Below are 21,614 nucleotides of genomic sequence, written 5' to 3'. Positions count from 1 at the left end.
GTGAGCGGTGCCCCAGCCTATTCGTTGTGGGAGAAGAGCTTGAGCACCGGTACGCCGACCTTGTGGCGGGCTCGGGAGGCCCAGTCGCGGTGGAAGAACTCCTCGACGTAATGGGGTGCGGTCAGCACGATCACCTCGTCGGCGCTCGTCTCGGCCACGACGGACTTGAGAAGGTCCAGCGGATGCTCGGCGACGACCTGGCCGACGGCCTCGTGACCCCGGGCCCGCAGCGCCTCCAGGGTCGTCTCCAGGCCGCGTTCGGCGAGGGGCTTCGCCTTCTCGCCCCGGGGCTTCTCGGGCTCGTGGACGGCTTCGTCGACCCGGCCGAGCGCCACGTCGTCGATGGCACGCAGCAGGACGTCCGCCTGGTCTCCGCGCGGCTGCATCAGCACGATGAAAGAGACGCTCTCCTCGCCGTGCAGGGTGGTGACGAATTCCACGTCGATGGAGGTCAGGGGCTTCTCGATCATCAATACGCTCGTGAACACGACGGGCGCCCTTCTCTTCTTCGTGGGCCGGTGCTTCCCGGTCTCGCCGCCGGCCCTGCGGAAACCATCCTTCCCCGTGCCCGCACGGGGACTGCGAAGTAAGTGTGCCCAACGGGAGCTAACCGGAACGGCAAATTCCGCTGATTGTCAGATCCGACGGTACTGGGTGAAAAGGAACCCGGCCTCCTCCAGTACGGACGCCAGTGCGAAGCGCTCGGGAACGGGCAGTCCCGGCCCGTCCGCGATCCGCTGCGCCCGCCCCGCGGTGAGCATGGGCGACACGGTGAGGCACAGCTCGTCCAGCACATCGGCCACGATGAACTGCGCCAGCAGCCGGGGCCCGCCCTCGGTCAGCAACCGGGTGAGCCCGCGCTCGGCCAGCGCCTCCACCGCCCGCGGCGGCTCCACCGCCGCCCCCTCCCCGGCGATCACCACCTCGGCCCCGGCCTCCCTGGCCGCGCGGATCCGGTCGACGGGGGCCGCGGCCCCGGTCAGCACCAGGGTGGGGACGAGCGGCGACGTAAAGAGCGGAAGGGAGAAGTCCAGGTTCAGGCCGGCGCTGACCACGGCGATGGCGGGTGCGGGGCCCTGTCCCGCCGCCGCCCTGCGCTCCGCGAAGGCCTCGCGTGCGCGGGCCGGGCGGTAGCCCTCAAGACGGACCGTCTCGGCGCCGACGATCACCACATCGGCCAGTCCCCGCAGCGTCCCGAAGATCCGCATGTCCGTGTCGGACGAGATCGGCTGCGAACGTCCCTCGTGCTGAGCGGCGCCGTCGAGCGAGGAGACCATGTTGGCCCGGAGCCAGGAACCGGGCCTGGACGGGGAGCCGGCCACGGTCCCGGACCCGGCCACAGCCCCGGACTCTGACTCTGACTCGGTCCCGGACCCGGCGCCCGCCGTCGGATACGCGTAGGCGTCGGCCAGCTCGTCGAGGCTCCACTCGCCTTCGGCGGCGGAGACTGTTTCATCGGTCACAGGGAACAGGCGTCGCATGCCGAGCAGTCTGGCACGGAGCTTAGAGTGGAGTGCTGTGTCGACCTCCACCGCCGCTCAGGGCCCCGGGCCCATATCCGAAGCGGTTCCCCAGTCCCTGTGCGCCCGCGAGCCGCACGTCCCCGCCGACCGCCTGGTCGCGGAGATGGTGCCGCCGCCGCGCTTCGACTCGGTGCGCTTCGATACGTACGTACCCGACCCGAACCAGCCCAGCCAGAGCGAGGCGGTCGAGGTCCTCAGCACCTTCGCGGCCGGCCTCGGCGGGGCCACCGCGATCCCCGGCGGCAGGCGGCGCTGGTTCGCGAAGAAGCCGGCCGCGCCCACCGCGCCGCGCGGGGTCTACCTCGACGGCGGATACGGCGTCGGCAAGACGCACCTGCTCGCCTCCCTCTGGCACGCCACGCCCGCGCCCCGCGAGCTCAAGGCCTTCGGCACCTTCGTCGAGCTGACGAACCTGGTCGGCGCGCTGGGCTTCCAGCAGACCGTGCAGACGCTGAGCAACCACCGTCTGCTCTGCATCGACGAGTTCGAGCTCGACGACCCGGGCGACACCGTCCTGGTGTCGTCGCTGCTGCGCAGGCTCGTCGAGGCGGGCGTCGCCCTCGCCGCGACCTCCAACACCCTGCCGGGCAAGCTCGGCGAGGGCCGCTTCGCCGCCGTCGACTTCCTGCGCGAGATCCAGGGCCTGTCCGCCCACTTCCGGCCGCTGCGCATCGACGGTGAGGACTACCGCCACCGCGGCCTGCCCGAAGCCCCCGCGCCGTACTCCGACGCGCAGGTCACCAAGGCGGCGTACGCCACCGAGGGAGCGAGCCTCGACGACTTCCCGCACCTGCTCGACCACCTCGCCAAGGTCCACCCGAGCCGGTACGGGGCGCTCACCGACGAGCTGCGCGCCGTCTGCCTCACCGATGTGCGGCCGGTGCCGGACCAGTCGACGGCGCTGCGCCTGGTCGTACTCGCCGACCGGCTGTACGACCGCGAGGTGCCGGTGCTGGCCTCCGGGCTGCCCTTCGACCGGCTGTTCAGCGAAGAAATGCTGAACGGCGGGTACCGCAAGAAGTACTTCCGGGCGATCTCCCGGCTCACCGCCCTGGCACGCGACGCGAAGGACCTTGTGGCCCAGTAAGTTGGGCGGAGATCACCGTCCGCTAGAAGGGGTTCGACATGGCAGCCACGCGTCACGCACACACCGTCTGGGAAGGCGACCTGTTCAAGGGCAAGGGGACCGTGACGTTCGATTCGTCCGGCATCGGCTCCCACCCTGTTTCCTGGCCCGCCCGTACGGAGGAGCCGAACGGCATGACCAGCCCCGAGGAGCTGATCGCCGCCGCCCAGTCCAGCTGCTACAACATGGCGTTCTCCAACGTGCTGGCCAAGGCGGGCAACCCGCCGACCCGCCTCAACACCCGGGCCGACGTGACGTTCCAGCCGGGCGAGGGCATCACCGGAATCCACCTCACCGTGGAGGGCGAGGTCCCGGGCATGGACCAGGACGCCTTTGCCAAGGCGGCCGAGGTGGGCAAGGAGAACTGCCCGGTCAGCCAGGCACTGACGGGTACGAAGATCACTCTGAGCGCGAAGCTCGTCTGACGCACGGCAGGCGGGCGACACGCGCGTCTGTTGAGGTGTTGTGACCCGCATGGTTCACGTGAGATCACTTGCGTGGTACACACGTGCGGGTCACGTTCCTGTCCGCCAACAGGGAGTTGCCTCATGTCCGCATCGCTTTCAGCATCCGCATCACGCCGTGAAGTCCTGGCCCGTACGGGCGCCCTGGGCGCCGGTATCGCCTTCGCCGGGTCCTTCTCGGAGATCTTCGCCGGCACCGCCGCCGCACAGGGCCTGGGCCGCAACGGTTACGGGCCGCTCGTGCCCGACCCGGCCGGACTGCTCGACCTGCCCGAGGGCTTCCGTTACAAGGTCCTCTCCCGGGCGGGCGACCCGCTCCGCGCGGAAGGGCGCGACGAGGGCAAGGTCCCGGCCAACCACGACGGCATGGCCGCCTTCAGAGGCCGTCGCGGCCGCGTCCATCTCGTCCGTAACCACGAGAACCGTCACAGCGCCACGGCCGGTGTCCCCACGGTCGAGGGTCTGACGTACGACCCGGCCGCCAAGGGCGGCTGCACGGCCATCGCTCTCGACGGCCGCAACAACGTCCTCGGCCAGCGCGTCGCCATCGCCGGTACAGCCGTCAACTGCGCGGGCGGGCCCACCCCTTGGGGCACCTGGCTCACCTGCGAGGAGAACGAGGACAAGGCCGGCACCAACGGCTACACCAAGGACCACGGCTTCATCTTCGAGGTCGACCCCATCGACCCGCGCCGCACCGGCGCCGTCCCGCTCACCGCGATGGGCCGCTTCCAGCACGAGGCGATCGCCGTCGACCCGCAGAGCGGCATTGTGTACGAGACCGAGGACGCGTTCGACAAGCCCTTCGGGCTCTTCTACCGCTTCCTGCCCGAGCGCCCCATGGGCGGCAGGGGTTCCCTGCGCGCGGGCGGCGCTCTGGAGGCGATGCGCGTTCCCGGCGTACCCGACCTGTCGGCGGTCGACGAGCCGGGCGCGACCTTCGACAGTGTCGAGTGGGTGCCCGTACCCGATCCGCTGGCGAAGCAGACCCCCATCCGTCTCCAGGACTTCGGCAAGAAGGGGATCACGCACGCCCAGAAGCTGGAGGGCTGCTACTGGGGCGACAAGGCGGTGTACTTCGTGTCCAGTTTCGCGCGCAGCGCGGAGGGCTCGGCGGGCGACCACTTCGGGCAGGTGTGGAAGTACGAGCCGGAGCGGCGCCGCCTGACCATGGTCGTGGGCTTCGGTCCCGACACGGACATCGAGATGCCCGGCGAGTCCCCCGACAACATCTGCCTCGCCCCGCGCGGTGGCCTGATGGTGTGCGAGGACGGCAATGGCTCGCAGCATGTGTACGGGCTGACGAGGCGCGGCGAGGTGTACGCGATGGCCCGCAACCGGCAGAACATCGGTACGCCCGAGAAGCCGGAGTGGGGCGAGTTCGCCGGTGTCACCTTCTCGCCGGACTTCGGGACGATGTACGTCAACTGTTACACCCCGGGCACCACATTCGCCGTAACGGGCCCGTGGAACCACTGAGTTGAGCGGAGGGGGCGGTCCTGCGCGGACCGCCCCCCTTTCGCATCTCCACCGGCCCGTCCTCACACCGTAGGAGTACCCACCGCGCCGCCGACCAGTGAGGCGGTCACCGGGTGGGACGGGGACATGAACAGCTCCCGGGTCGCGCCCGATTCCACGGCCCGGCCCGCGGACAGGACGAGCAGCGCGTCGGTACGGCTTGCGACGAGGTGGAGGTCGTGGCTGATGAGGACCAGGGCGAGGCCGCGGCTGTCCCGCAGGTCTTCGAGCAGGTCCATGACGGCGGAGGCGGTCTTGTCGTCCAGCGCGGAGGTCACTTCGTCGCAGACCAGTACGTCGGGGTCGGCCGCCAGCGCGCGGGCTATGGAGGCGCGCTGACGCTGGCCGCCGGAGAGTTCGTGCGGGTAGCGGTCGGCGAAGTTGGCCGGGAGGCCGACATTCTCCAGGAGCTCCAGGACGCGGGCGGGTGACTCGCCTCGGCCGGCACGCCGGTGCAGGCGCAGGGGGCGGCCGATCGTCGCGCCGACCGTGCGGCTCGGGTTCAGGGTGCCAAGCGGGTCCTGCGGTACGAGCTGGAGGCGCCGGCGCTGTTCGCGCGTACGGCCGTGGGCGGAGGGGCTGAGGCGTACGCCGTCGAGGGTGACCGTGCCTTCGGTGGGGCGGTGGAGGCCTACGACGGCGCGTACCAGGGTCGTCTTGCCCGATCCCGACGCGCCGACGATGCCGGTGCTGGATCCGGCGGCCACGGTGAGATCGATGTCGTGCAGGACGGGGATGCGTCGGCCGCGCTGCGTGAACTGCGCGTGCAGGCCGGAGACGGAGAGCCGCGACGCGCCGCCTTCGGGCAGCGTCCGGACTGCCGTGCGGGGAGCGGGCGGTGGCGCTGCGGTGTCCTGGGACAGGTCCACGACGTCGTCGGCCAGCCGGGACACGAGGTCCGCGTCGTGGCAGGAGAGCGCGACGGCCAGCCGGTGGTGGGCCGCGAGGTGGCGCAGGAGTTCGGCGATCTCGTCGCGCAGCGCCGGGTCGAGGCCTGCGGTCGGTTCGTCGAGCAGCAGTACGGCCGGGTGGCGGGCCAGGGCCCTGGCCAGGGCCACACGCCGCTGCTGGCCGCCGGAGAGCTCGCCGGTGCGGCGCCCCATGAAGGCGTTGTCGTACGGGAGTTGGACCTCGGCGAGGAGTGCGCGCAGCGCCTCGGTGCTGCGATCCACGGCGACCTCGCCGAGGAGGCGGCGTACTTTCATCCGGGGGTTGAGTCCCGAGCCGGGGTCCTGGCCGAGGTAGGCGAGGCGGTGGCGGCGCAGGTCGCGCAGGTCGGACGCCTCCAGTGTCAGGACGTCCTGGCCGAGGACCTCGACGCGGCCGGCGGCTCGCCGGGCTCCGGGCGGCAGGACGCCGGCCACGGCCCGTAGCAGGGTGGTCTTGCCGCATCCGGAGGGGCCGGTGAGCGCGGTGACGCGGCCGGGGCGTACCTCCAGGCTGCCGTTGTCGAGGAGGAGGCGGCCGTCGGAGGCGGCGACGGTCAGGCCGGTGACGCTCACGGCGGCGTCGGAGTCGGGTACCTGGCCTTCGGGGTACCACTGGGGCATGTGGTTCACGGCGCGCTCACCCCCGCTGACCTGCTTTTACGGCTGGGGGTGCGGGGGTTGGCCCCCGGGAGAGCACAGCACTGGGGCATGTGGTTCACAGCACGGTCACCCCCACTGATCGGCATTTTCCGGCAGGAGGTACGGGGGTTGCCCCCCGGAAGGACACAGCACTGGGGCATGTGGTTCACAGCGCGGTCACCGCTTTCCGGCCGGTCGTGGGGACGAGTGCCGATGCCGCCAGGTTGACGCTCATGGCGAGGAGGCCGATGGCGATGCTGGGGGCCAGCACGGCCCATGGGTTGAGGACGATGCCGCCCGAGTTCTCACGGATCATCAACGCCCAGTCGGCGGCAGGTGGTTGGGGGCCGACCTGGAGGAAGCCCGCGGTGGCGACGACGTAGACGGCGGCGACGAAGCGCAGCCCGAAGAGTGCGAGCAGGGTGGCGCGCAGGTTGGGCAGGACCTCGCGTACGACGAGATGCCACAGCCGTTCGCCGCCGACCGCCGCGGCTTCGATGTAGCCGGAGGCCGCGACGGGCGCCGCCGCGCCGGCTACCAGCCGTACGGCGTACGGCACGCCCATGACGACCGCGGCGGCGATCACGGCGAGCCGGCCGCCGCCCGGCCAGGACAGGGCGACGAGGAGGATGCCGAGGACGGCGGGCAGCAGCATGAGGACGTCGGCGGACCGTTCGACGATCCGCCCGACGGCCGGACGCAGAGCGCCGACCGCGCCGAGCAGGGCTGCCGCGGCGGTGACCAGGACGGCCACGAAGAGGGAGGTGACGATGAGTTCACGGCCGCCGGCGAGGAGCCGGCTGAGTACGTCGCGGCCGAGCTGGTCGCCGCCGAGCGGGGCCCCGCCGCCCGGTTCGGCGTACGGAGCGGTGACCGGGGCGTCGATGACGTGCGGGGCGAGCCACGGGCCGGCGACGGCGAGGGCGATGAGCACCAGCGCGGGAAGGGTGCGCAGGACGACGCCTCGGCGGAGGGCGACGCGGCGTACGGTCTGCTTCTTCGGGGTGGGCGCGGCGGACGTCTGCGTGGTCAGGTCCGTATTCATGTGCGGCCTCCGGAAGCCCAGGCCCGTACGAAATCGGCGAGCAGAAGTACGCCGGTGATGACGGCCCCGGTGACGGCGACGACGCCGGCGATCACCGGACTGTCCCGGTCGGTGACGGCTCCGGCCAGCACCGAGCCGATGCCCGGGTAGTTGAAAATGGTCTCCACCACGACGGCGCCGCCGAGCAGCATGCCGGTCGATGTGGCGATGCCCGCCGCGATGGTCGGCATCGCCCCGGGCAGCAGGTGGTGGATGAAGACCCGGTGGCGCGGCAGTCCGTCGACGACGGCGCTCTCGACGTGCGGGGCTTTGGCCTCGTCGGCGAGTGCGGCGCGCACGATGCGGGTGTTCCAGCCGATCTGCGGGATCGCCAGGGCGATGACGGGCAGGATGAGCATCCGCCAGGAGGCGGGTGCGCCTTCGGCGTCGGTGAGGGTGACGGCGGGGAGCCAGTCGGTCCACAGCGCGAAGACGAGGACCAGGGCGACCGCGACGACGAATTCGGGCAGCGCGAGGATGCCGGTGGCGGTCGCGGACACGGCCCGGTCGGTCCTGCCGCCCGGCTTGAGCGCCGCCCAGCAGCCGAGGGCGAGCGAGAGCGCGAGCGTGACCAGCAGGGCGAGTCCGCCGAGGAGCAGGGTGTTGGGGAACGGGCGGGACAGCAGGTCGGCGACCGGCTCGCCGCGGGCGGAGGTGCCGAGGTCGCCTGCGGGCAACGCGGTCATCCAGTCGGTGAAGCGGGCGAGGACGGGGCGGTCGAGGCCGAGGAGTTCGCGCCGCTGGGCGAGATCGGCGGCGCTTTCGCCGCGTTCCGATGTGGCGGTGGCCGCGTCGCCGGGAAGCAGTTCGACGGCGGCGAAGACCGCGGCGAGCAGCACGGCGAGCAGCAGCGCCCGGCGGGCCAGCAGGGCGAGAAGGCCGCCCAGCCGGCGGGCGCCGGACATCGCGGACCCGGCCGGGCGGAGGGCTGCCTGAGGCACCCCTCCGCCCGGCGCGGGCGCGGGCTGTTTCGCCGTACTGCTCAGCGGGCCAGCCATGCCCGCTCGAGCTGCACGCGTCCGTAGCCGGGCAGGGTGGGCAGGCCCCGCACGGGGGCGGCGGCCAGGTCGATGCCTTCGGCGATGCCCCAGAACAGGTAGCCGGACTCGTCGTGTTCGATCTGCTGGAGCTCACGCAGCAGCTTGGCGCGCGCGGCCGCGTCCTTGGTGCCGATGGTCTTGCGGTACGCCGCGTCAAAGGCCTTGTTTTTCCAGCCCGCCTCGTTCGTGGCGGACTCGGAGACCATCGTCTTGCTGGCGAAGAAGACGACGGAGTCGTTCGTGCCCCAGTACGTGGTGTAGAGGTCGGCCTTGAGCCAGGTCTTGTCCCAGAAGGTGGCGGACTCCTGCTTGACCACCTCGATCTTCACGCCGGCCTCGCGGACCTGGGTGGCGAAGAGCGTCGCGGACTCGGCCAGTCCCGAAATGTCCTCGGTGGTCAGCAGCTTGTACGTCTTGGAGGTGTCGAAGCCCGCTTCCTTCAGCAGCGACTTGGCCTTGGCCAGGTCGCGGGTGCGCTGCGGGATGTCCTTGGCGTAGGCGGGGTCACCGGTGCCGAGGATGTCGTTGGCGACGGTTCCGTATCCGGACAGGACCTGCTTGACCATGGCCTTGCGGTCGACGGCGAGCTGCAGCGCCTCGCGCACCTTCGGGTCCGCGAAGGGGCCGTCGGCGGTGCGCATGACGATGGGCATGGCCATGTCGTTGGGGCGGCGGACGATCTGGATGTCCTTGCGCTTCTCGGCCGTACGGGCCGCCACCGCGCCGACGTTGGAGGCGACGTCGATCTGCCCGGCGAGGAGGGCATTGGACATGGCCTGCGGGGATTCGAAGATCTTGACCTCGATGGCGTCGAGGAGGACCTCGCCGCCGTGCCAGTCCTCGTTGCGTACGAGCCGGGCGTTGCCGGAGCGGAACCACTCCAGCTTGAACGGGCCGGTGCCGGGGGCCTTCCCGATCTCCTTGTCCTTGGTGCCCTTCTTGAGCACGAAGGTGGTCAGGCGGGTGAGCAGGGGCAGTTCGGCATTGGCGTAGTCGGAGACCAGGACGACGGTGTCGGTCCCCTCGGCCTTGATGTTGTCGGCCTTGATGCCGGGCAGGCGGGAGGCGCCGGAGGGGGTGCCGCGCAGCCGGCGCAGCGACCAGACCACGTCCTCGGCGGTGACGGGGGTGCCGTCGTGGAACTTCGCACCCTTGGCGATGGTGAACCGCCAGGTCTTGAGGTCGTCCGAGGCCTTCCAACTGGACGCCAGGCGCGGGGCGGTGTTGGTCTTCGCGCCCGGGGTGGTGAGCGTGTCGTGGACGAGCGAGATGACGAGGTAGTCGCTCTCGTTGGCCTGAGTGCCGTGCGGGTCGCGGGTGATGGCCGAGGCGCGGCCGAGGGCGCCGACTCTGAGGGTGCCCCCCTTCTTGGGCTTGGCGCCCTCACCGGCGGACTTCGAGGAGGTGTCGTCGGTTCCGGAGCAGGCGGCTAGGAGCGCCGTCATGCCTATCGCTCCGCCGGCCCACAGCACTTGACGCCTGTTCATGTCCACGTACGTCCTCGATCCACTTCGGAGCAACTTTGATGTGCTTAGGTTTGCCTACCCTAATGACAACCATTTCCGCAACCCCGCACACGACTCCGCCACGCGCAGATCGAAGCACTTGAGCTGACGCTCCATCAGGTCCAGCCAAATTGACTGGCGAGTAAGGTTTGCCTTACCTAAGTTTAATGCTAGCGTCCATGAACAACTCCCCATGTCGGACGACGAAATGGAACTTCTTCGCCATGAGCACGGCAGCCGCACCTGTCCGCCAGCTCGACGCCCACACCGTGGGTGAACTCCGCCAGGCCGCAGAGAAAATACTTGCCGAATTCGGAACGTCCGCCACATCGGCCGAACTTCTGCGACGAGTCGCGGAGACGGCCGACGGATTCAGCGACACCCTCCGCCACCACTGCCGCCCCGTCGACACCGACGACGGCCTCTTCGTCCTGCGCGGCCTCGAAGTCGACGACAAAGCTGTCGGCAGTACGCCCACCAGTTGGGCAACTGCCGGGGACAGCGGCGCCGTTCATGATATCCAACTGCTTCTGCTGGCCACCGTGATGGGCAACCCCATCGCGTGGGAGGGCCAGCAGGACGGCCGGTTCGTCCACAACATCGTTCCCTCGCCGGGCCACGAGAGCCAGCAGACCGGCGCCAGCAGCGCGGTGCTCCTCAGCCCCCACACCGAGGACGCCTTCCACCCGGGCCGCGCGCACCTGCTGATGCTCGGTTGCATGCGCAATCACGACCACATCGCCACCACCGCCGCGAGCATCCGCAAAGTCCGCCTCACGGACGAGGACATCGACATCCTGACGCGGCCCGCGCTGCCGATCCTCCCCGACGACGCCTACGAGGCCGCACAGAGTTACGCCGACGAAGCGCCCCCCGCGGTGCCCGCCCTCTTCAAGTCCGAGAACGGCATGACGCTGCGCTTCGACCCGGCGTACACGCCGGTGGAGGAAGCGGACGAGGCGTACCGGGCCGCGTACGGGCGCCTGGAGGCCGAACTCGCCCGCGTGTCGGTCGCGGTGAGCCTCGATCCGGGTGAGGTGCTCGTCGTCGACAACGACCTGGTCGTACACGGCCGGGTGCCGTTCCAGGCCCGGTACGACGGGACCGACCGGTGGCTGAAGCGGGCATCGGTCCGCGTCCCCGGGCGGCTCAGTCGTCCTCTGGCCGAAGCCGCAGAGCACGGCTACGGTCAGGCCGCCCTCGAAGCGCACGCCACTGAGCTCGACACTGAGCACGCAGCCGGCCACGCCGCCTGAGCATCCGCACCCGGACCGGAGGAACACCATGAGCGACATATCGACCGACACCGCCAACCCCCTCATATCCGGCGGCGACGACAAGCATCTGCGGATCCTTTCGACCTCGGACCTCGCCGGGATCGACATATCCCTGCCCGATGTCGTCGCCACCGTGGAAGGCGCCTACCGCACCCTCCACGCCGGGCAGTCCGACAACCCCCGCAAACTGACCGTCAAGCCCCAGGACGGGCACTCCGTTTCCTACGCGATGCTGGGCCGGGACGGTACCCGCAACGTCGTCGCGATCAAGACGTCGTACAAGCACGGCCTGGACAAGGGCCGTGAGGAGCAGCACTACTACACGTCGCTCACGCTCTACGACGACGTCACCGGTCTCCCCGTGGCGATGATGGACTGCTCCCGTATCGGCTCCCTGCGCACCCCGGCCGTCTCCGCGCTGCTGGCCCGCGAATGCGCGGCCCCCGGAGCTCGCAGCGCCCTGGTCATCGGCACCGGGACCCAGGGCCGTCTCGCGCTTCCGTTCCTGCTCACCACCCTCCCGGACCTGGACCGGCTGATGCTGTCCGGTACCCATCCCGAGGGAATCACCGCCGTACGTGAGCAGTTGAGGACGCACTTCCCGGACCGTGACGTGGAGATCGTCACCGATCTGCGGGCCGCCGCCGCGGACGCCGACGTCATCGTCGCGACTGCGGGCGGGCACACAGAGGCCGCCGTGGAGGCGGAGTGGCTGAAGCCCGGCGCGCTGTCCATCCTCGTCGGCCACGGCCTCGCCCCCTCGACGCTCCACCGGGCCGACCGCGTCATCGCCACGAGCGAGGCGCAGATGAACGTCACGGGCACGGACATGGCCGACGCCGACGGCAAACTTCCCGCTGTCGACACCGAGTTCCCGCCCGTGATCGGTGGCGCGGCCGTCGGGCGGCGCTCCGCCGAGGAGCGGATCTTCGCGTACAACAGCGGCCTCGTCGTCACCGACATCGCCCTCGGCCACCGCTTCGCCCAACTCGCCCTCGCCCAGGGCCTGGGCACCGAGGTGCCGCTGTGGCAGTGAGCGGAGCCCCCGGCCGGCCGCCCCGGCCGACTCTCCCGACTCTGCCCGCCCTGCCCGACCCCGCGACCGAAGCGGTGCTGGGCAGTGGGCTGATCGAGGAACTTTCGTACGCCCTGGGCGGGCCTTTCCACTTCCTGCTGCCCGACGCCTTCCGGGACAACCTCGATGCGATGCGGGCAGCCCTTACGGACGCGGGTGTGGACGGCTTCGTGTACTTCGCGAAGAAGGCCAACAAGGCCGCCGTCTGGATCGAACAGTGCGCGGCCCTCGGGGCGGGCGTCGACGTCGCGTCCGTGGGTGAGCTGCGCGAGGCCCTCGGCCACGGCGTACGCGGCGAGAACCTCGTCGTCACGGGCCCGGCCAAGGGCCACGACCTGCTGCGCCTCGCGGTGCGGCAGGGCGCGCTGATCGCCGTGGACGCGCTCGACGAACTCGACGCCGTCGTCACGACCGTGCTGAACGGCACCGTGCGGCCCGCCCGGCTGCTCCTGCGGTGCCTGCCGCCGGACCAGCCGCACAGCCGCTTCGGCATGAACGACGCCGAGCTGGCCACCGCCATGGACCGCTGCGTGCAGGCAGGCGACGCCGTACGCATGGAAGGGTTCAGCTTCCACCTGTCCGGGTACGCAGTCCAGCCTCGCGCCGACCTCGCCGCCCGGCTGGTCGACCTGTGCCTCAAGGCCCGCGTCCTGGGTCTGGAGGCCTGCCGGATCAGCATCGGCGGCGGCCTGCCGGTCAGTTACACCGACGCCAACAGCTGGCAGACCTTCCTCGGCGAGCAGAACAGCGGTCACTACCACGCGGGCAAGTCGTTCAGCAGCGGCGACTTCTACCCGTACCACTCGCCGGCCGCCGGGGCGGACGCCCTGCGGGCCCTCCTGGCGGCCCGGCCGGAGGGGCACGGCCAGAGTGTCGCCGAGCTGTTGAAGGACTCGGGCGTCGAGTTGCTGATGGAGCCCGGCCGCGCGCTGCTCGACCGGGCGGGCGCGACCGTGTTCCGGATCCAGGGTGTCAAGGACCGGGAGGGCTATCAGCTCCTCACCGTGGACGGCACCAGCCTGAGCCTGTCCGAGCAGTGGTTCAACAGCGAGTACCTGCCCGACCCGTACCTGCTCTCGCGGGACGCCGACGCCCCGGCGGGCACGTATCCCGCCAGTGTCGGGGCGGCGACCTGCCTGGAATCGGACATACTCACCTGGCGGAAGATCCCCTTCCCCAGGCGGCCACGCACCGGTGACCTGCTGGTCTACCCCAACACGGCCGGCTACCAGATGGACTCCAACGAATCCCCCTTCCACGACCTGGCCCTCCCGCCCAAGGTCGTCGTCGACCACACCGAACGCCCGCGGCCGCGCTGGCGACTCGACCGCCACTTCACCTGACCCCACCCTGGAGCCCCACGATGCCCGGAGCCCTTCAGCGACCCGCCGTGGTCACCCGCGTGTCCGACCTCATCGGTTACACCCCCCTGCTGGAACTGGCCACGACCGAAACCGGCAGCCGCCTGCTGCTGAAGCTGGAGATGTTCAACCCGACCGGCACAGCGAAAATCCGCATGGCCCGGCAGATGGTCACCGATGCCGAAGACCGCGGCGAACTGCGGCCCGGCGGCCGGATCATCGAGTCCACGTCCGGCAACACCGGCCTCGGCCTCGCCGTGATCGCCGCCGAACGCGGCTACACCTTCACGGCCGTGGTGGACCACCACGCCTGCGCCGACAAGCTGCGCGGCATGAAGGCCCTGGGAACCGAGCTCGTGTACGTCGTCGACGACGGCACCGAAGAGCTCGCCACCGCCGCCCGGGAGGAACTCGCCGAGGAGATGGCACGCGGCGAGGACAACACCATCTTCACCGAGCAGCACAACAACCCCAGCAACGGCGTCGGCTACTTCCCCGTCGCCCACGAGCTCAACGAGGCCCTCGACGGCCGGCTCGACGTCCTCATCGGCGCGGTCGGCACCGGCGGAGCGCTGTGCGGCACCGCCCGCGAACTGCGGGGGCTGATACCCGGCTTCAGCACCGTCGGAGTCGAGCCGAAGGGGTCGATCGCGTTCGGCGGGCCGGCCCACGACTACTACCAGTCGGGCACCGGCACACCGGAGGGAGCCGAGATCGGCGCCCTCGTCGACTTCGACCTCATCGACGAAGGCGTGAAGGTCGGCGACGTCGAAGCGTTCGCGACCTGCCGCGCCGTCGCCCGTACGGGCCTGCTCATCGGCGGCTCCGCCGGCGGCGTCGTCCACGAGGCGCTGACCCGCCTGCCCACCCTCCCGCCCGGCACCACTATGGTCGCGCTGGTGAACGACGGCGGCGAGAAGTACATGGACACCGTGTTCAACGACGCCTGGATGCAAGCCCGCGACCTCCTCGATCCCGAAGCGGAACGCGAGATCGAAGAGCTCCTCACCAAACTCCGCAGGAACCGATAACCCTCATGCTGACGACCCTTCTCCGCGACAGCCGCGCGCTGGCCACCCTCGCCGTACCGCTCGTCCTCACCCAACTCGCCCAGGTCGCCCTGACCACCACCGACACGGTGATGATGGGCCTCCTCGGCACCCAGGAACTGGCCGCAGGCGGCCTGGCCATCGTCATCTTCAACCAGCTGCGCACGATGGGCGTCGGCCTGGTGACTTCCGTCGGCAACCAGATAGCCGCGGCTGCCGCCCGCACGGAGAAGGCGGGAACGGAGGCGGAAGGGGATCACGAAGAGGTCCGCGGCATCGTCCGGGCGAGCATGGCCGTGGCGACGCTGGCCGGCATCGCCGGGGCCGTCCTCATGGTCCTCATCGGCCAGACCCTGACCTGGCTCGGCCAGGACGCCGCCGTGGTCGAACGCACCCGGACCATGCTGCTGGCCCTGGCGCCCGGCCTGCTGCCCTGCCTCTGGTTCCAGGCGATCCGCCAGTTCACCGTGGGCATGCGGCGCCCGCAGGCTCTGCTTCAGATAACCATCGCGTCCGTCGCCGTCAACGCGGGCCTGAACTGGGTTCTGATCCACGGAACTTGGGGGCTGCCACGGCTGGGCCTGACCGGTATCGGCGTCGCCACCTCCACCGTCTACTTCCTGTCCTTCATCGCCCTGTACGTCTCGGCGAAGAGGGACAGCGAACTGGCGCCCCTGCTCACCCTGAACGCCGCCAAGGCCGACCCGGCGACCGTCAAGCGGCTCATCGCCCTCGGGGTGCCGATCGCGGCGACGTACGGCTCGGAAGCGGGCTTCTTCTCCATCACCGCGCTGATGGCCGGATCCTTCGGACCCGCCGCCCTCGCCGCGCACACCGCCGTCAACCAGCTCGTCTACATCGTCTTCCAGGTCGCGGTCGGTCTCTCGCACGCCGCCTCCATCAACGTCAGCCGCGAACTCGCGCTCGGCCGCACCGACGACGCACGCCGCATCAAGAACACCGCGCTCGCGTGCGCCGCGGCCGTGATGGCGGTCGTCGGCGTCGCCTACCTCGCGCTGCCCGAGCTCGTCCTGCGCCCGTTCCTCGACTCGGGACCCGGCTCCGGCCAGGCGCTCGCCATCGCCACCCAGCTGCTCGTCGTCACCGTCTTCCTCCAGTTCTTCGACTGCGCGCAGAACATCGGAGTCGGTCTGCTGCGCGGCCTCGACGACACGAAGAGCGGTTTCCGCATCACCCTGATCGGCTACTGGGCCGTCGGACTCCCCGCCGCGTGGCTCCTCGCCCGTCCCCTGGGCCTCGACACCCTGGGCATCTGGCTCGGGCTGCTGACCGGCCTGGCCACCACCGCCGTGCTGCTCCTGCGCCGCTATTCCGCTTCTCTTGCCACCCGGTCGGCCGCCCCGCGCGAGGCGGCACCCGCGTAGCGCCACCATGATCAGCTACTTTCCGTAAGTGAACATTTTCGTACGAAGGCTGATCGCGGCGGCGGCCCTGGGCGCGGCACTCGCGGGGTGCGGCGCCGGCACCGACAACACCCCGCGCAAGAGCGCCGCGCCCGCATCGGCATCACCCGTGCCCTCGGCGGCGGTGGCTCCCGCCCCCGCCCCGTCCGCCGCGCGTGAGGCCGGGCCCAAGCAGTCGGCGCCGCCGATGCTCGCGCCCGGCCCCGGAGGCCTCACCCCGGTCTTCGAGCGGGCCCGGAACACCACGGACAAGACCGTCGCGCTCACCTTCGACGCCGACATGACCGCCGCCCAGGGCCCCCGGGCAGCGGGCGGCGAACGCTTCGACAACCCGGGGCTCATCGCATCACTGCGCAGGCTCAAGGTCCCGTCGACGGTGTTCATGACGGGCCGCTGGGCGGAGGAGTACCCGGACCAGACGCGCTCGATCGGACGGGACCCGCTCTTCGAGATCGCCAACCACTCGTACAGCCACCACGCCTTCAAGTCCCCCTGCTACGGACTCCCGACGGTCGGCGCGGAGCAGATGCGCACCGACGTGGACCGCGCGTTCGCCGCCTTCCGCAAGGCGGGCGCGCGGCACATCGTCCCGTACTTCCGCTTCCCCGGCGGCTGTTACGACGACCGGGCCCTGCGCGCACTGGCCCCGGCAAAAGTGACGGCGGTCCAGTGGGACGTCGTCAGCGGCGACGCGTTCGCGTCCGACGGGGACGCGGTCGCCGAGCAGGTACTGGAGGGCGTACGGCCGGGCTCGGTGGTGGTCATGCACTGCACGCGCAGCGCGGCCCCGGTCACCGACCGGGCGGTCCGGCGAATCGTGCCGGAGCTGCGCAAGCGCGGCTACCGGTTCGTGAAGGTCTCCGGCCTCATGCAGCGCTAGGGCGTACGGCCTGCCGTACAGGCACCTCGAACAGCGTCTCGATCCCGTCCTCCTCGTCCCACAGCTCGCCCACCTCCGTGAAGCCGAAGCCGGCGATCGTGGCGAGGGAGGCGGCATTGTCGGGGCTGATCGAGGCCCGCACGGTGGTGACGTCCGGGTCGGCGGCGGCCCTGCGCAGCAGTTCGGTGAGGGTGGCTCTGGCGTATCCCCGGCGGCGGAAGGCCGGGTCCACGGAGTAGCCGACCTCGACCATGCCCGCGTCGTCGGGCGGGCCGTGGAAGCCGCCGTGCCCGACGACCGCGCCGTCGGGCCCGCACACCGCGAGGCGCCCGCACCAGTGCGCCGCGGCGGGGTTGTCGGCCATCTGACCGAGCCGGTAGCGCCACAGCCACAGTGCCTTGTCGGCCAGGAAGTAGTCGGTCAGGCCGACCCCTGCCTCGGCACTGGCGCGGGCCAGGTCGCCGTCCAGGAGGGCGGTCATGACCGCGCCGTTCAGCTCGGTGAAGCTCACGTTTTTCACGCTGCGGATGATCGTCGAGCGCCGGGAGAGGTGTCCACCGGGTTTCAGCCGGAACAGGCCAGGCGCTGCGCCTCCTGCCACTCGCAGACAGGGCAGTACACGACGCCCTTGACCGTCTCCGGGTACTCGGTCGGCTTGCGGCACAGCACGCACTCGGCGTACGGCGGACTCTCCTCATCCATGCGTACGAGCCTACTCAGCCACGCCGCGAGCTGAGCGCACAGACCATCGCCACCACCACGCCCGCGACCACGGCGGCAGCGGCGAGTGGCAACACCGGCGTGTGCACCACCCCGGCGTGCGATCCCGTGACCAGCCCGGATACGGCCGCCTGCGCCGGTGATCCGCCGACCACCAGCGTCAGCAGTGCGCCGAGCGCGGTGGCCGGAACCGACCAGCCGGGTCTGCGCAGCAGGGGCCAGGTGCACAGCGCACCGACGGCGCTCCCGACCAGGGCGCAGGCCAGTACGGCGAGCAGCCCGGCGAGGGCGGCCGGGCCCAGCGGAACGGCGACCCGGTTGTCGCTGCTGGCGGCCTTGCTGATCAGCGTGATCACAGTGGTGCCGACCGTACCGAGCGCGACGGCACAGCCCAGGGCGGCGAGCAGGCACGCGAGGTGGACGCGGGCCGGGGTGGTCGCGGCGGCGGCGCAATTGCGGGCGGCGGACGGCTCGTTGGTGGCGCAGATACGAACGAACCACGCCGCGACCGGCAGCAGCGCGGCAGCCCCGTACCCCAGCGAGTCCAGCACGGGCTGCCCCGCCTGCACGCTGACGAACAGGAAGATCGCGTACAGCAGGACGGGCGCCGGCCACCGCTGTGACCGGAGCAGCAGAGCCACCTGATACCGCAGCAAGGCACTCATTCCCCCTGTCCCTTCCCCACCAGCGGCGCAAGCGCGGGGCTGCCGCCCCTCCCATGACGGGCCGGGGCCGGGGAAACCGCACTCACATGCCACCCCGGCCTCGCCCCCAGCAGGGCCCGCAGCACCGCGTCCGAGTGCGCCGCCGACACCGTCAGCCGTACGCCGCCGTCCGGCCCGGGCTCGCAGTCCGGGGAGCCGGGCAACCCGACCGGCAGCGCCGCCCCGGCCGGCCCCACCGCGTCGATCCGTACCAGCGGGCCGGGCGCGGCCGAGTCGGAGACCCGCCCGCGTACAAGGCGGCCGCCCTCGACCCGGTGGACCACATCCACCGCCTCCGCGAGCCTCCGCGCGTCATGGTCGACGAAGACCACCGTCGCGCCGTCGGCGACCCGTTCGGCCACGGCCCGGTCGAGCTCCTCGCGGGCCGCCGCGTCGAGGCCGGTCCACGCCTCGTCCAGCACCAGCAACTCCGGTTCGGCGACGAGCGCCTGGGCCACCGCCACCTTCTGGCTGGTGCCCTTGGACAGCGCGGACAGCGGGGTACGGGCATACCCCGCCGCCCCGAACCGTTCCAGCCACTCCTCCGCCCGGGCCCGCGCCACGGACCCCCGCAGCCCGTGGATCCGCCCGAGGTGAACGAGATACCCGGCCGCGGTGAAGGGCAGCGCCGCCGGAAAGCGTTCGGGGACGTACGCCGTGCGCGGGCGCTCCAGCACCTGCCCGGCCGTCGGCGCGTCGATGCCGGCCAGCAGCCGCAGCAGCGTCGACTTGCCGCTGCCGTTGGCGCCCTCGATCCGGACCAGGGCCCGGCCGCGTCCCTGCCCGGGCAGGTCGAGGTCGACTCCGCGCAGAATCCACGGGCCGCCGATGCCGTACCGGCGGCCCACCCCTATGAGTCTCAGCTCGCCGACGCCTTCTCGGTCTTGAGCTCGCTCGGCCGCACGATCACGAAGCCGTCGCCCTGGAGCATCAGCTGGACCGCCTCGCCCGAGCCGCCGCGGATCATGGAACCGACCGACTGCGAGCGGTGCAGCGACGTGTTGAGCTGGGCGCTCCAGCCCACCACCGCGTCGGTGTCGACGTACACCGGCCACTGCTGGCTCACGGGGATCACTATGGGGTTGCCCTCGCAGATCACGGCGAGCTTGCCGTAACCGGTGAAGACGCTGTTGAAGAGCCCGCCGCCGGTCATGCCGGCGCCCTTCACCGTCTTGATCTCGTACGAGAGGGTCGGGTCGAAGCACAGCACGTTGCGGCCGTTGATGGTGAGCGCGTCGCCCTGCTCTATGTCGACGATGAAGCAGTTGTTCGCCTCGTGCGCGAACCACGCCTCGCCCTGGCCGCGCACGGCCATGAGCGCCAGGCCTTCGCCGGTGACGGCGCGCTTGAGCATGCCGCCTATGCCCTGGCCCTTGCGCTCGAACTGAAGATTGCCGCGGAAGGCGATCATCGAGCCCTGCCGCGCGTGCATTTCGCCGTTGACGGCGTACTTGACCGCCTTGGCGTTCTGGAGGGTCATCCCGGGGACGGTGGCTTGCTCCGCCATGTTCTCTGAGGCAAAAAGATCGCTCTTCATGCGGATCATCCTCGCCCGGAGCGATTCATTCCGCCAAGACGCCCGGCCGAGAAGCCTCGGCGGGAAGCCTCGGCGAGGAGTCTCACGGCTGCGGCAGACTTGGGGCGTGAGCACCCATGACACCCCCGACAGTCCTTTCCGGCACGAGCAGACGGCCCGCGACGAGGCCCCGCAGTACGTGCTCCCCCTCGTCGTCCACATCGAGAAGGCCGAACCTCCGGCCCGTACGGAGGCCTTGGAGACGGCGGCCCGCGCGGTGCTGGTGATGCTCGCCGACGAGCGGTCGCTCGGCGCGGGCGAGTGGGCCGAGGCCGTACGGGACTGGCAGGACGCCCGGATCCGCAAGGTGGTGCGGCGGGCGCGCGGCGCGGAGTGGCGCAAGGCGTCGGCCCTCCCCGGCATCACCGTCACGGGAGAAGCCGCCGAAGTGCGGGTCTTCCCGCCCGTACCCCTGGACGGATGGCCGAAGGAGCTGGCGAAACTCCAGGTGTCGGGCACGGACCTGGACGACCCGGAGCCGCCGCCTGCCGCGCCGCCCGGCCCCGTCATGTGGCTGAGTCCGGAGCTCGACATGTCGGCGGGAAAGGCGATGGCGCAGGCGGGCCACGGGGCTCAACTTGCCTGGTGGGAGCTGTCGGAGGTGGAGCGGAAGGCGTGGCAGGACGCGGGCTTCCCGCTGTCCGTACGGACGCCCGACGCAGGCCGGTGGCAGGAGCTCACCACCAGCGGGCTGCCGGTCGTGCGGGACGCGGGGTTCACGGAGATCGCGCCCGGTTCGTGCACGGTGGTCGCGGACCACCCGGCGCTGCGCCGCCTCTCGCGTCGCTCCTGAATCAGGCTTCTCCCAAGCCCCATTGAACGCATGGTCTGCGTCACACGTATCTACGAATACTTACAAGTAGGTTGACGGTGTTCACGCATCGGCTCGGGAGACACCTTGTTGCGACGCATCAACGGAACGGCCCTCATCATCGCGGCACTTGTCGCCACCCTCGGGGCGCTCGCCTTCCCTGTGTGGTCCTATGCGGACCGCTCAGGGACCGGCCAGGCCAATCTCAACGCCTCGACCGTCGCCACCCAGTGGGGCCCGCTGTCCGCCACGGACCGGGACCTGCTGGTGAAGGTACGGCTGGCGGGCCTGTGGGAGCTGCCGGCAGGGCAGCAGGCGATCGAACGCGCGCCCAGCGAGGCCATCAAGGAGGCGGGCGACCACCTCGTCGTCGGCCACGCCGACCTCGACAAGCGGGCCCGTACGGTGGCCGCACAGCTCGGCGTACCGCTGCCCAACCAGCCCACCGAGCAGCAGCAGGGGTGGCTCAGGGAGCTGTCGGCGGCGAGCGGCAAGGAGTACGAGCGGAAGTTCGCCAATCTGCTGCGCAACGCGCACGGCAAGGTCTTCGCCCTCGTGGCCCAGGTCCGGCACACCACCCGCAACTCCCTGATCCGGCAGCTGGCGAGCGACTCCAACCAGACCGTCCTGGACCACATCACGATGCTGGAGGCCACCGGGCTCGTCGACTTCGACGCCCTGGCGAACGAGGCCGCCGGAGCCGCCACCGCCAGCCCCACGGGCCCGCCGCCGCCGGACGGCTCGGTCACGGTCCCGTCGCCGCCGCCCGCGGTACCGACCGGCGGCCAGACCTTTACGTCACGGCCGTCGGCGCAGCCGGAAGGCGAGATCGGCAGCCCGGCGGTGAATACGAACCGCCCCGAACCCTCGCCGTAGGACCCGCGGAACCTCAAATCAACCTCTGAACGT

22 protein-coding genes are annotated in these 21,614 nt (G+C 70.9%); 11 read left to right on the top strand and 11 right to left on the bottom strand.

Annotated features, from left to right (window positions below; translation table 11 throughout):
* Positions 1-17: 17 nt before the first annotated feature.
* Positions 18-488, bottom strand: coding sequence for an indole-3-glycerol phosphate synthase (locus J7I98_RS23085; protein WP_214924457.1), 471 nt, complete (start codon positions 486-488; stop codon positions 18-20).
* 147 nt (positions 489-635) lie between these two features.
* A complete protein-coding gene (locus J7I98_RS23080; RefSeq protein ID WP_214924454.1) occupies positions 636-1,481 on the bottom strand; it encodes a pyrimidine reductase family protein in 846 nt (281 codons plus the stop codon).
* 37 nt (positions 1,482-1,518) lie between these two features.
* Here J7I98_RS23080 and zapE point away from each other — a divergent pair, with 37 nt between their 5' ends.
* From zapE to J7I98_RS23065, 3 genes are all read left to right on the top strand, one after another.
* A complete protein-coding gene (gene zapE / locus J7I98_RS23075; RefSeq protein WP_214924450.1) occupies positions 1,519-2,610 on the top strand; it encodes a cell division protein ZapE in 1,092 nt (363 codons plus the stop codon).
* Positions 2,611-2,648: 38 nt separating this feature from the next.
* Positions 2,649-3,074, top strand: a complete 426-nt coding sequence (locus J7I98_RS23070) for an OsmC family protein (protein WP_214924447.1) — start codon at positions 2,649-2,651, stop codon at positions 3,072-3,074.
* 123 nt (positions 3,075-3,197) lie between these two features.
* Positions 3,198-4,592 (top strand): alkaline phosphatase PhoX, encoded by a 1,395-nt coding sequence (locus tag J7I98_RS23065; RefSeq protein WP_214924430.1) that lies wholly within the window; start codon positions 3,198-3,200, stop codon positions 4,590-4,592.
* 62 nt (positions 4,593-4,654) lie between these two features.
* Here J7I98_RS23065 and J7I98_RS23060 read toward each other — a convergent pair whose 3' ends face one another.
* From J7I98_RS23060 to J7I98_RS23045, 4 genes are all read right to left on the bottom strand, one after another.
* Positions 4,655-6,190, bottom strand: a complete 1,536-nt coding sequence (locus J7I98_RS23060) for an ATP-binding cassette domain-containing protein (protein WP_214924427.1) — start codon at positions 6,188-6,190, stop codon at positions 4,655-4,657.
* Positions 6,191-6,365: 175 nt separating this feature from the next.
* Positions 6,366-7,244: an ABC transporter permease gene (locus J7I98_RS23055; RefSeq protein ID WP_214924422.1), complete on the bottom strand. Its 879-nt coding sequence runs from the start codon at positions 7,242-7,244 to the stop codon at positions 6,366-6,368.
* Positions 7,241-8,281 (bottom strand): ABC transporter permease, encoded by a 1,041-nt coding sequence (locus tag J7I98_RS23050; RefSeq protein WP_214924419.1) that lies wholly within the window; start codon positions 8,279-8,281, stop codon positions 7,241-7,243. The genes J7I98_RS23055 and J7I98_RS23050 overlap by 4 nt, the downstream gene beginning before the upstream one ends.
* Positions 8,266-9,810 (bottom strand): ABC transporter substrate-binding protein, encoded by a 1,545-nt coding sequence (locus tag J7I98_RS23045; RefSeq protein WP_214924405.1) that lies wholly within the window; start codon positions 9,808-9,810, stop codon positions 8,266-8,268. The genes J7I98_RS23050 and J7I98_RS23045 overlap by 16 nt, the downstream gene beginning before the upstream one ends.
* Positions 9,811-10,052: 242 nt before the next feature.
* On the opposite strand from J7I98_RS23045, the gene J7I98_RS23040 reads away from it, so the two are divergent.
* From J7I98_RS23040 to J7I98_RS23015, 6 genes are read left to right on the top strand one after another with little or no spacing between them, the layout of a single operon-like run.
* Positions 10,053-11,084, top strand: a complete 1,032-nt coding sequence (locus J7I98_RS23040) for a TauD/TfdA family dioxygenase (RefSeq protein ID WP_214924402.1) — start codon at positions 10,053-10,055, stop codon at positions 11,082-11,084.
* A gap of 28 nt (positions 11,085-11,112) precedes the next feature.
* Entirely contained in the window at positions 11,113-12,141 is a 1,029-nt protein-coding gene (locus J7I98_RS23035) for an ornithine cyclodeaminase family protein (protein ID WP_214924387.1), read from the top strand.
* Positions 12,132-13,523: a Y4yA family PLP-dependent enzyme gene (locus tag J7I98_RS23030; RefSeq protein WP_374225165.1), complete on the top strand. Its 1,392-nt coding sequence runs from the start codon at positions 12,132-12,134 to the stop codon at positions 13,521-13,523. The genes J7I98_RS23035 and J7I98_RS23030 overlap by 10 nt, the downstream gene beginning before the upstream one ends.
* Before the next feature lie 20 nt (positions 13,524-13,543).
* Entirely contained in the window at positions 13,544-14,572 is a 1,029-nt protein-coding gene (locus J7I98_RS23025; protein WP_214924382.1) for a cysteine synthase family protein, read from the top strand.
* A gap of 5 nt (positions 14,573-14,577) precedes the next feature.
* Positions 14,578-15,975 (top strand): MATE family efflux transporter, encoded by a 1,398-nt coding sequence (locus J7I98_RS23020; RefSeq protein WP_214924379.1) that lies wholly within the window; start codon positions 14,578-14,580, stop codon positions 15,973-15,975.
* Between the two features lie 28 nt (positions 15,976-16,003).
* Positions 16,004-16,894, top strand: a complete 891-nt coding sequence (locus J7I98_RS23015; protein WP_308377899.1) for a polysaccharide deacetylase family protein — start codon at positions 16,004-16,006, stop codon at positions 16,892-16,894.
* Here J7I98_RS23015 and J7I98_RS23010 read toward each other — a convergent pair.
* Genes J7I98_RS23010 through J7I98_RS22990 form a run of 5 tightly spaced genes read right to left on the bottom strand, consistent with a single transcriptional unit; the run spans position 16,881 to position 19,855 of the window.
* On the bottom strand, positions 16,881-17,414 hold the full coding sequence (locus J7I98_RS23010; protein ID WP_308377898.1) for a GNAT family N-acetyltransferase: 534 nt from the start codon (positions 17,412-17,414) through the stop codon (positions 16,881-16,883). The genes J7I98_RS23015 and J7I98_RS23010 overlap by 14 nt on opposite strands.
* Positions 17,415-17,458: 44 nt before the next feature.
* A complete protein-coding gene (locus J7I98_RS23005; RefSeq protein ID WP_214924376.1) occupies positions 17,459-17,596 on the bottom strand; it encodes a hypothetical protein in 138 nt (45 codons plus the stop codon).
* A gap of 14 nt (positions 17,597-17,610) precedes the next feature.
* On the bottom strand, positions 17,611-18,279 hold the full coding sequence (locus tag J7I98_RS23000) for an ABC transporter (RefSeq protein WP_214924373.1): 669 nt from the start codon (positions 18,277-18,279) through the stop codon (positions 17,611-17,613).
* Positions 18,276-19,181, bottom strand: a complete 906-nt coding sequence (locus J7I98_RS22995; protein ID WP_214925157.1) for an ATP-binding cassette domain-containing protein — start codon at positions 19,179-19,181, stop codon at positions 18,276-18,278. Before J7I98_RS22995 ends, J7I98_RS23000 begins: the two co-directional genes overlap by 4 nt.
* Positions 19,178-19,855 carry an AIM24 family protein gene (locus tag J7I98_RS22990; RefSeq protein ID WP_214924370.1) on the bottom strand — a complete coding sequence of 226 codons (678 nt, stop codon included), beginning with the start codon at positions 19,853-19,855 and terminating at the stop codon, positions 19,178-19,180. Before J7I98_RS22990 ends, J7I98_RS22995 begins: the two co-directional genes overlap by 4 nt.
* A 106-nt stretch (positions 19,856-19,961) precedes the next feature.
* Here J7I98_RS22990 and J7I98_RS22985 point away from each other — a divergent pair, with 106 nt between their 5' ends.
* Together J7I98_RS22985 and J7I98_RS22980 are read left to right on the top strand one after the other, a co-directional pair.
* Entirely contained in the window at positions 19,962-20,687 is a 726-nt protein-coding gene (locus J7I98_RS22985; RefSeq protein WP_308377897.1) for a peptidyl-tRNA hydrolase, read from the top strand.
* 108 nt (positions 20,688-20,795) lie between these two features.
* On the top strand, positions 20,796-21,581 hold the full coding sequence (locus J7I98_RS22980) for a DUF4142 domain-containing protein (RefSeq protein WP_214925154.1): 786 nt from the start codon (positions 20,796-20,798) through the stop codon (positions 21,579-21,581).
* Positions 21,582-21,614 lie beyond the last annotated feature (33 nt).

Source organism: Streptomyces sp. ISL-98, assembly GCF_018614055.1.
GTDB classification, from domain to species: Bacteria; Actinomycetota; Actinomycetes; order Streptomycetales; family Streptomycetaceae; genus Streptomyces; species Streptomyces spiramyceticus.
The sequence above is the reverse complement of the archived record's forward strand: the minus strand, read 5'-3'. Positions and strand labels throughout refer to the sequence as shown.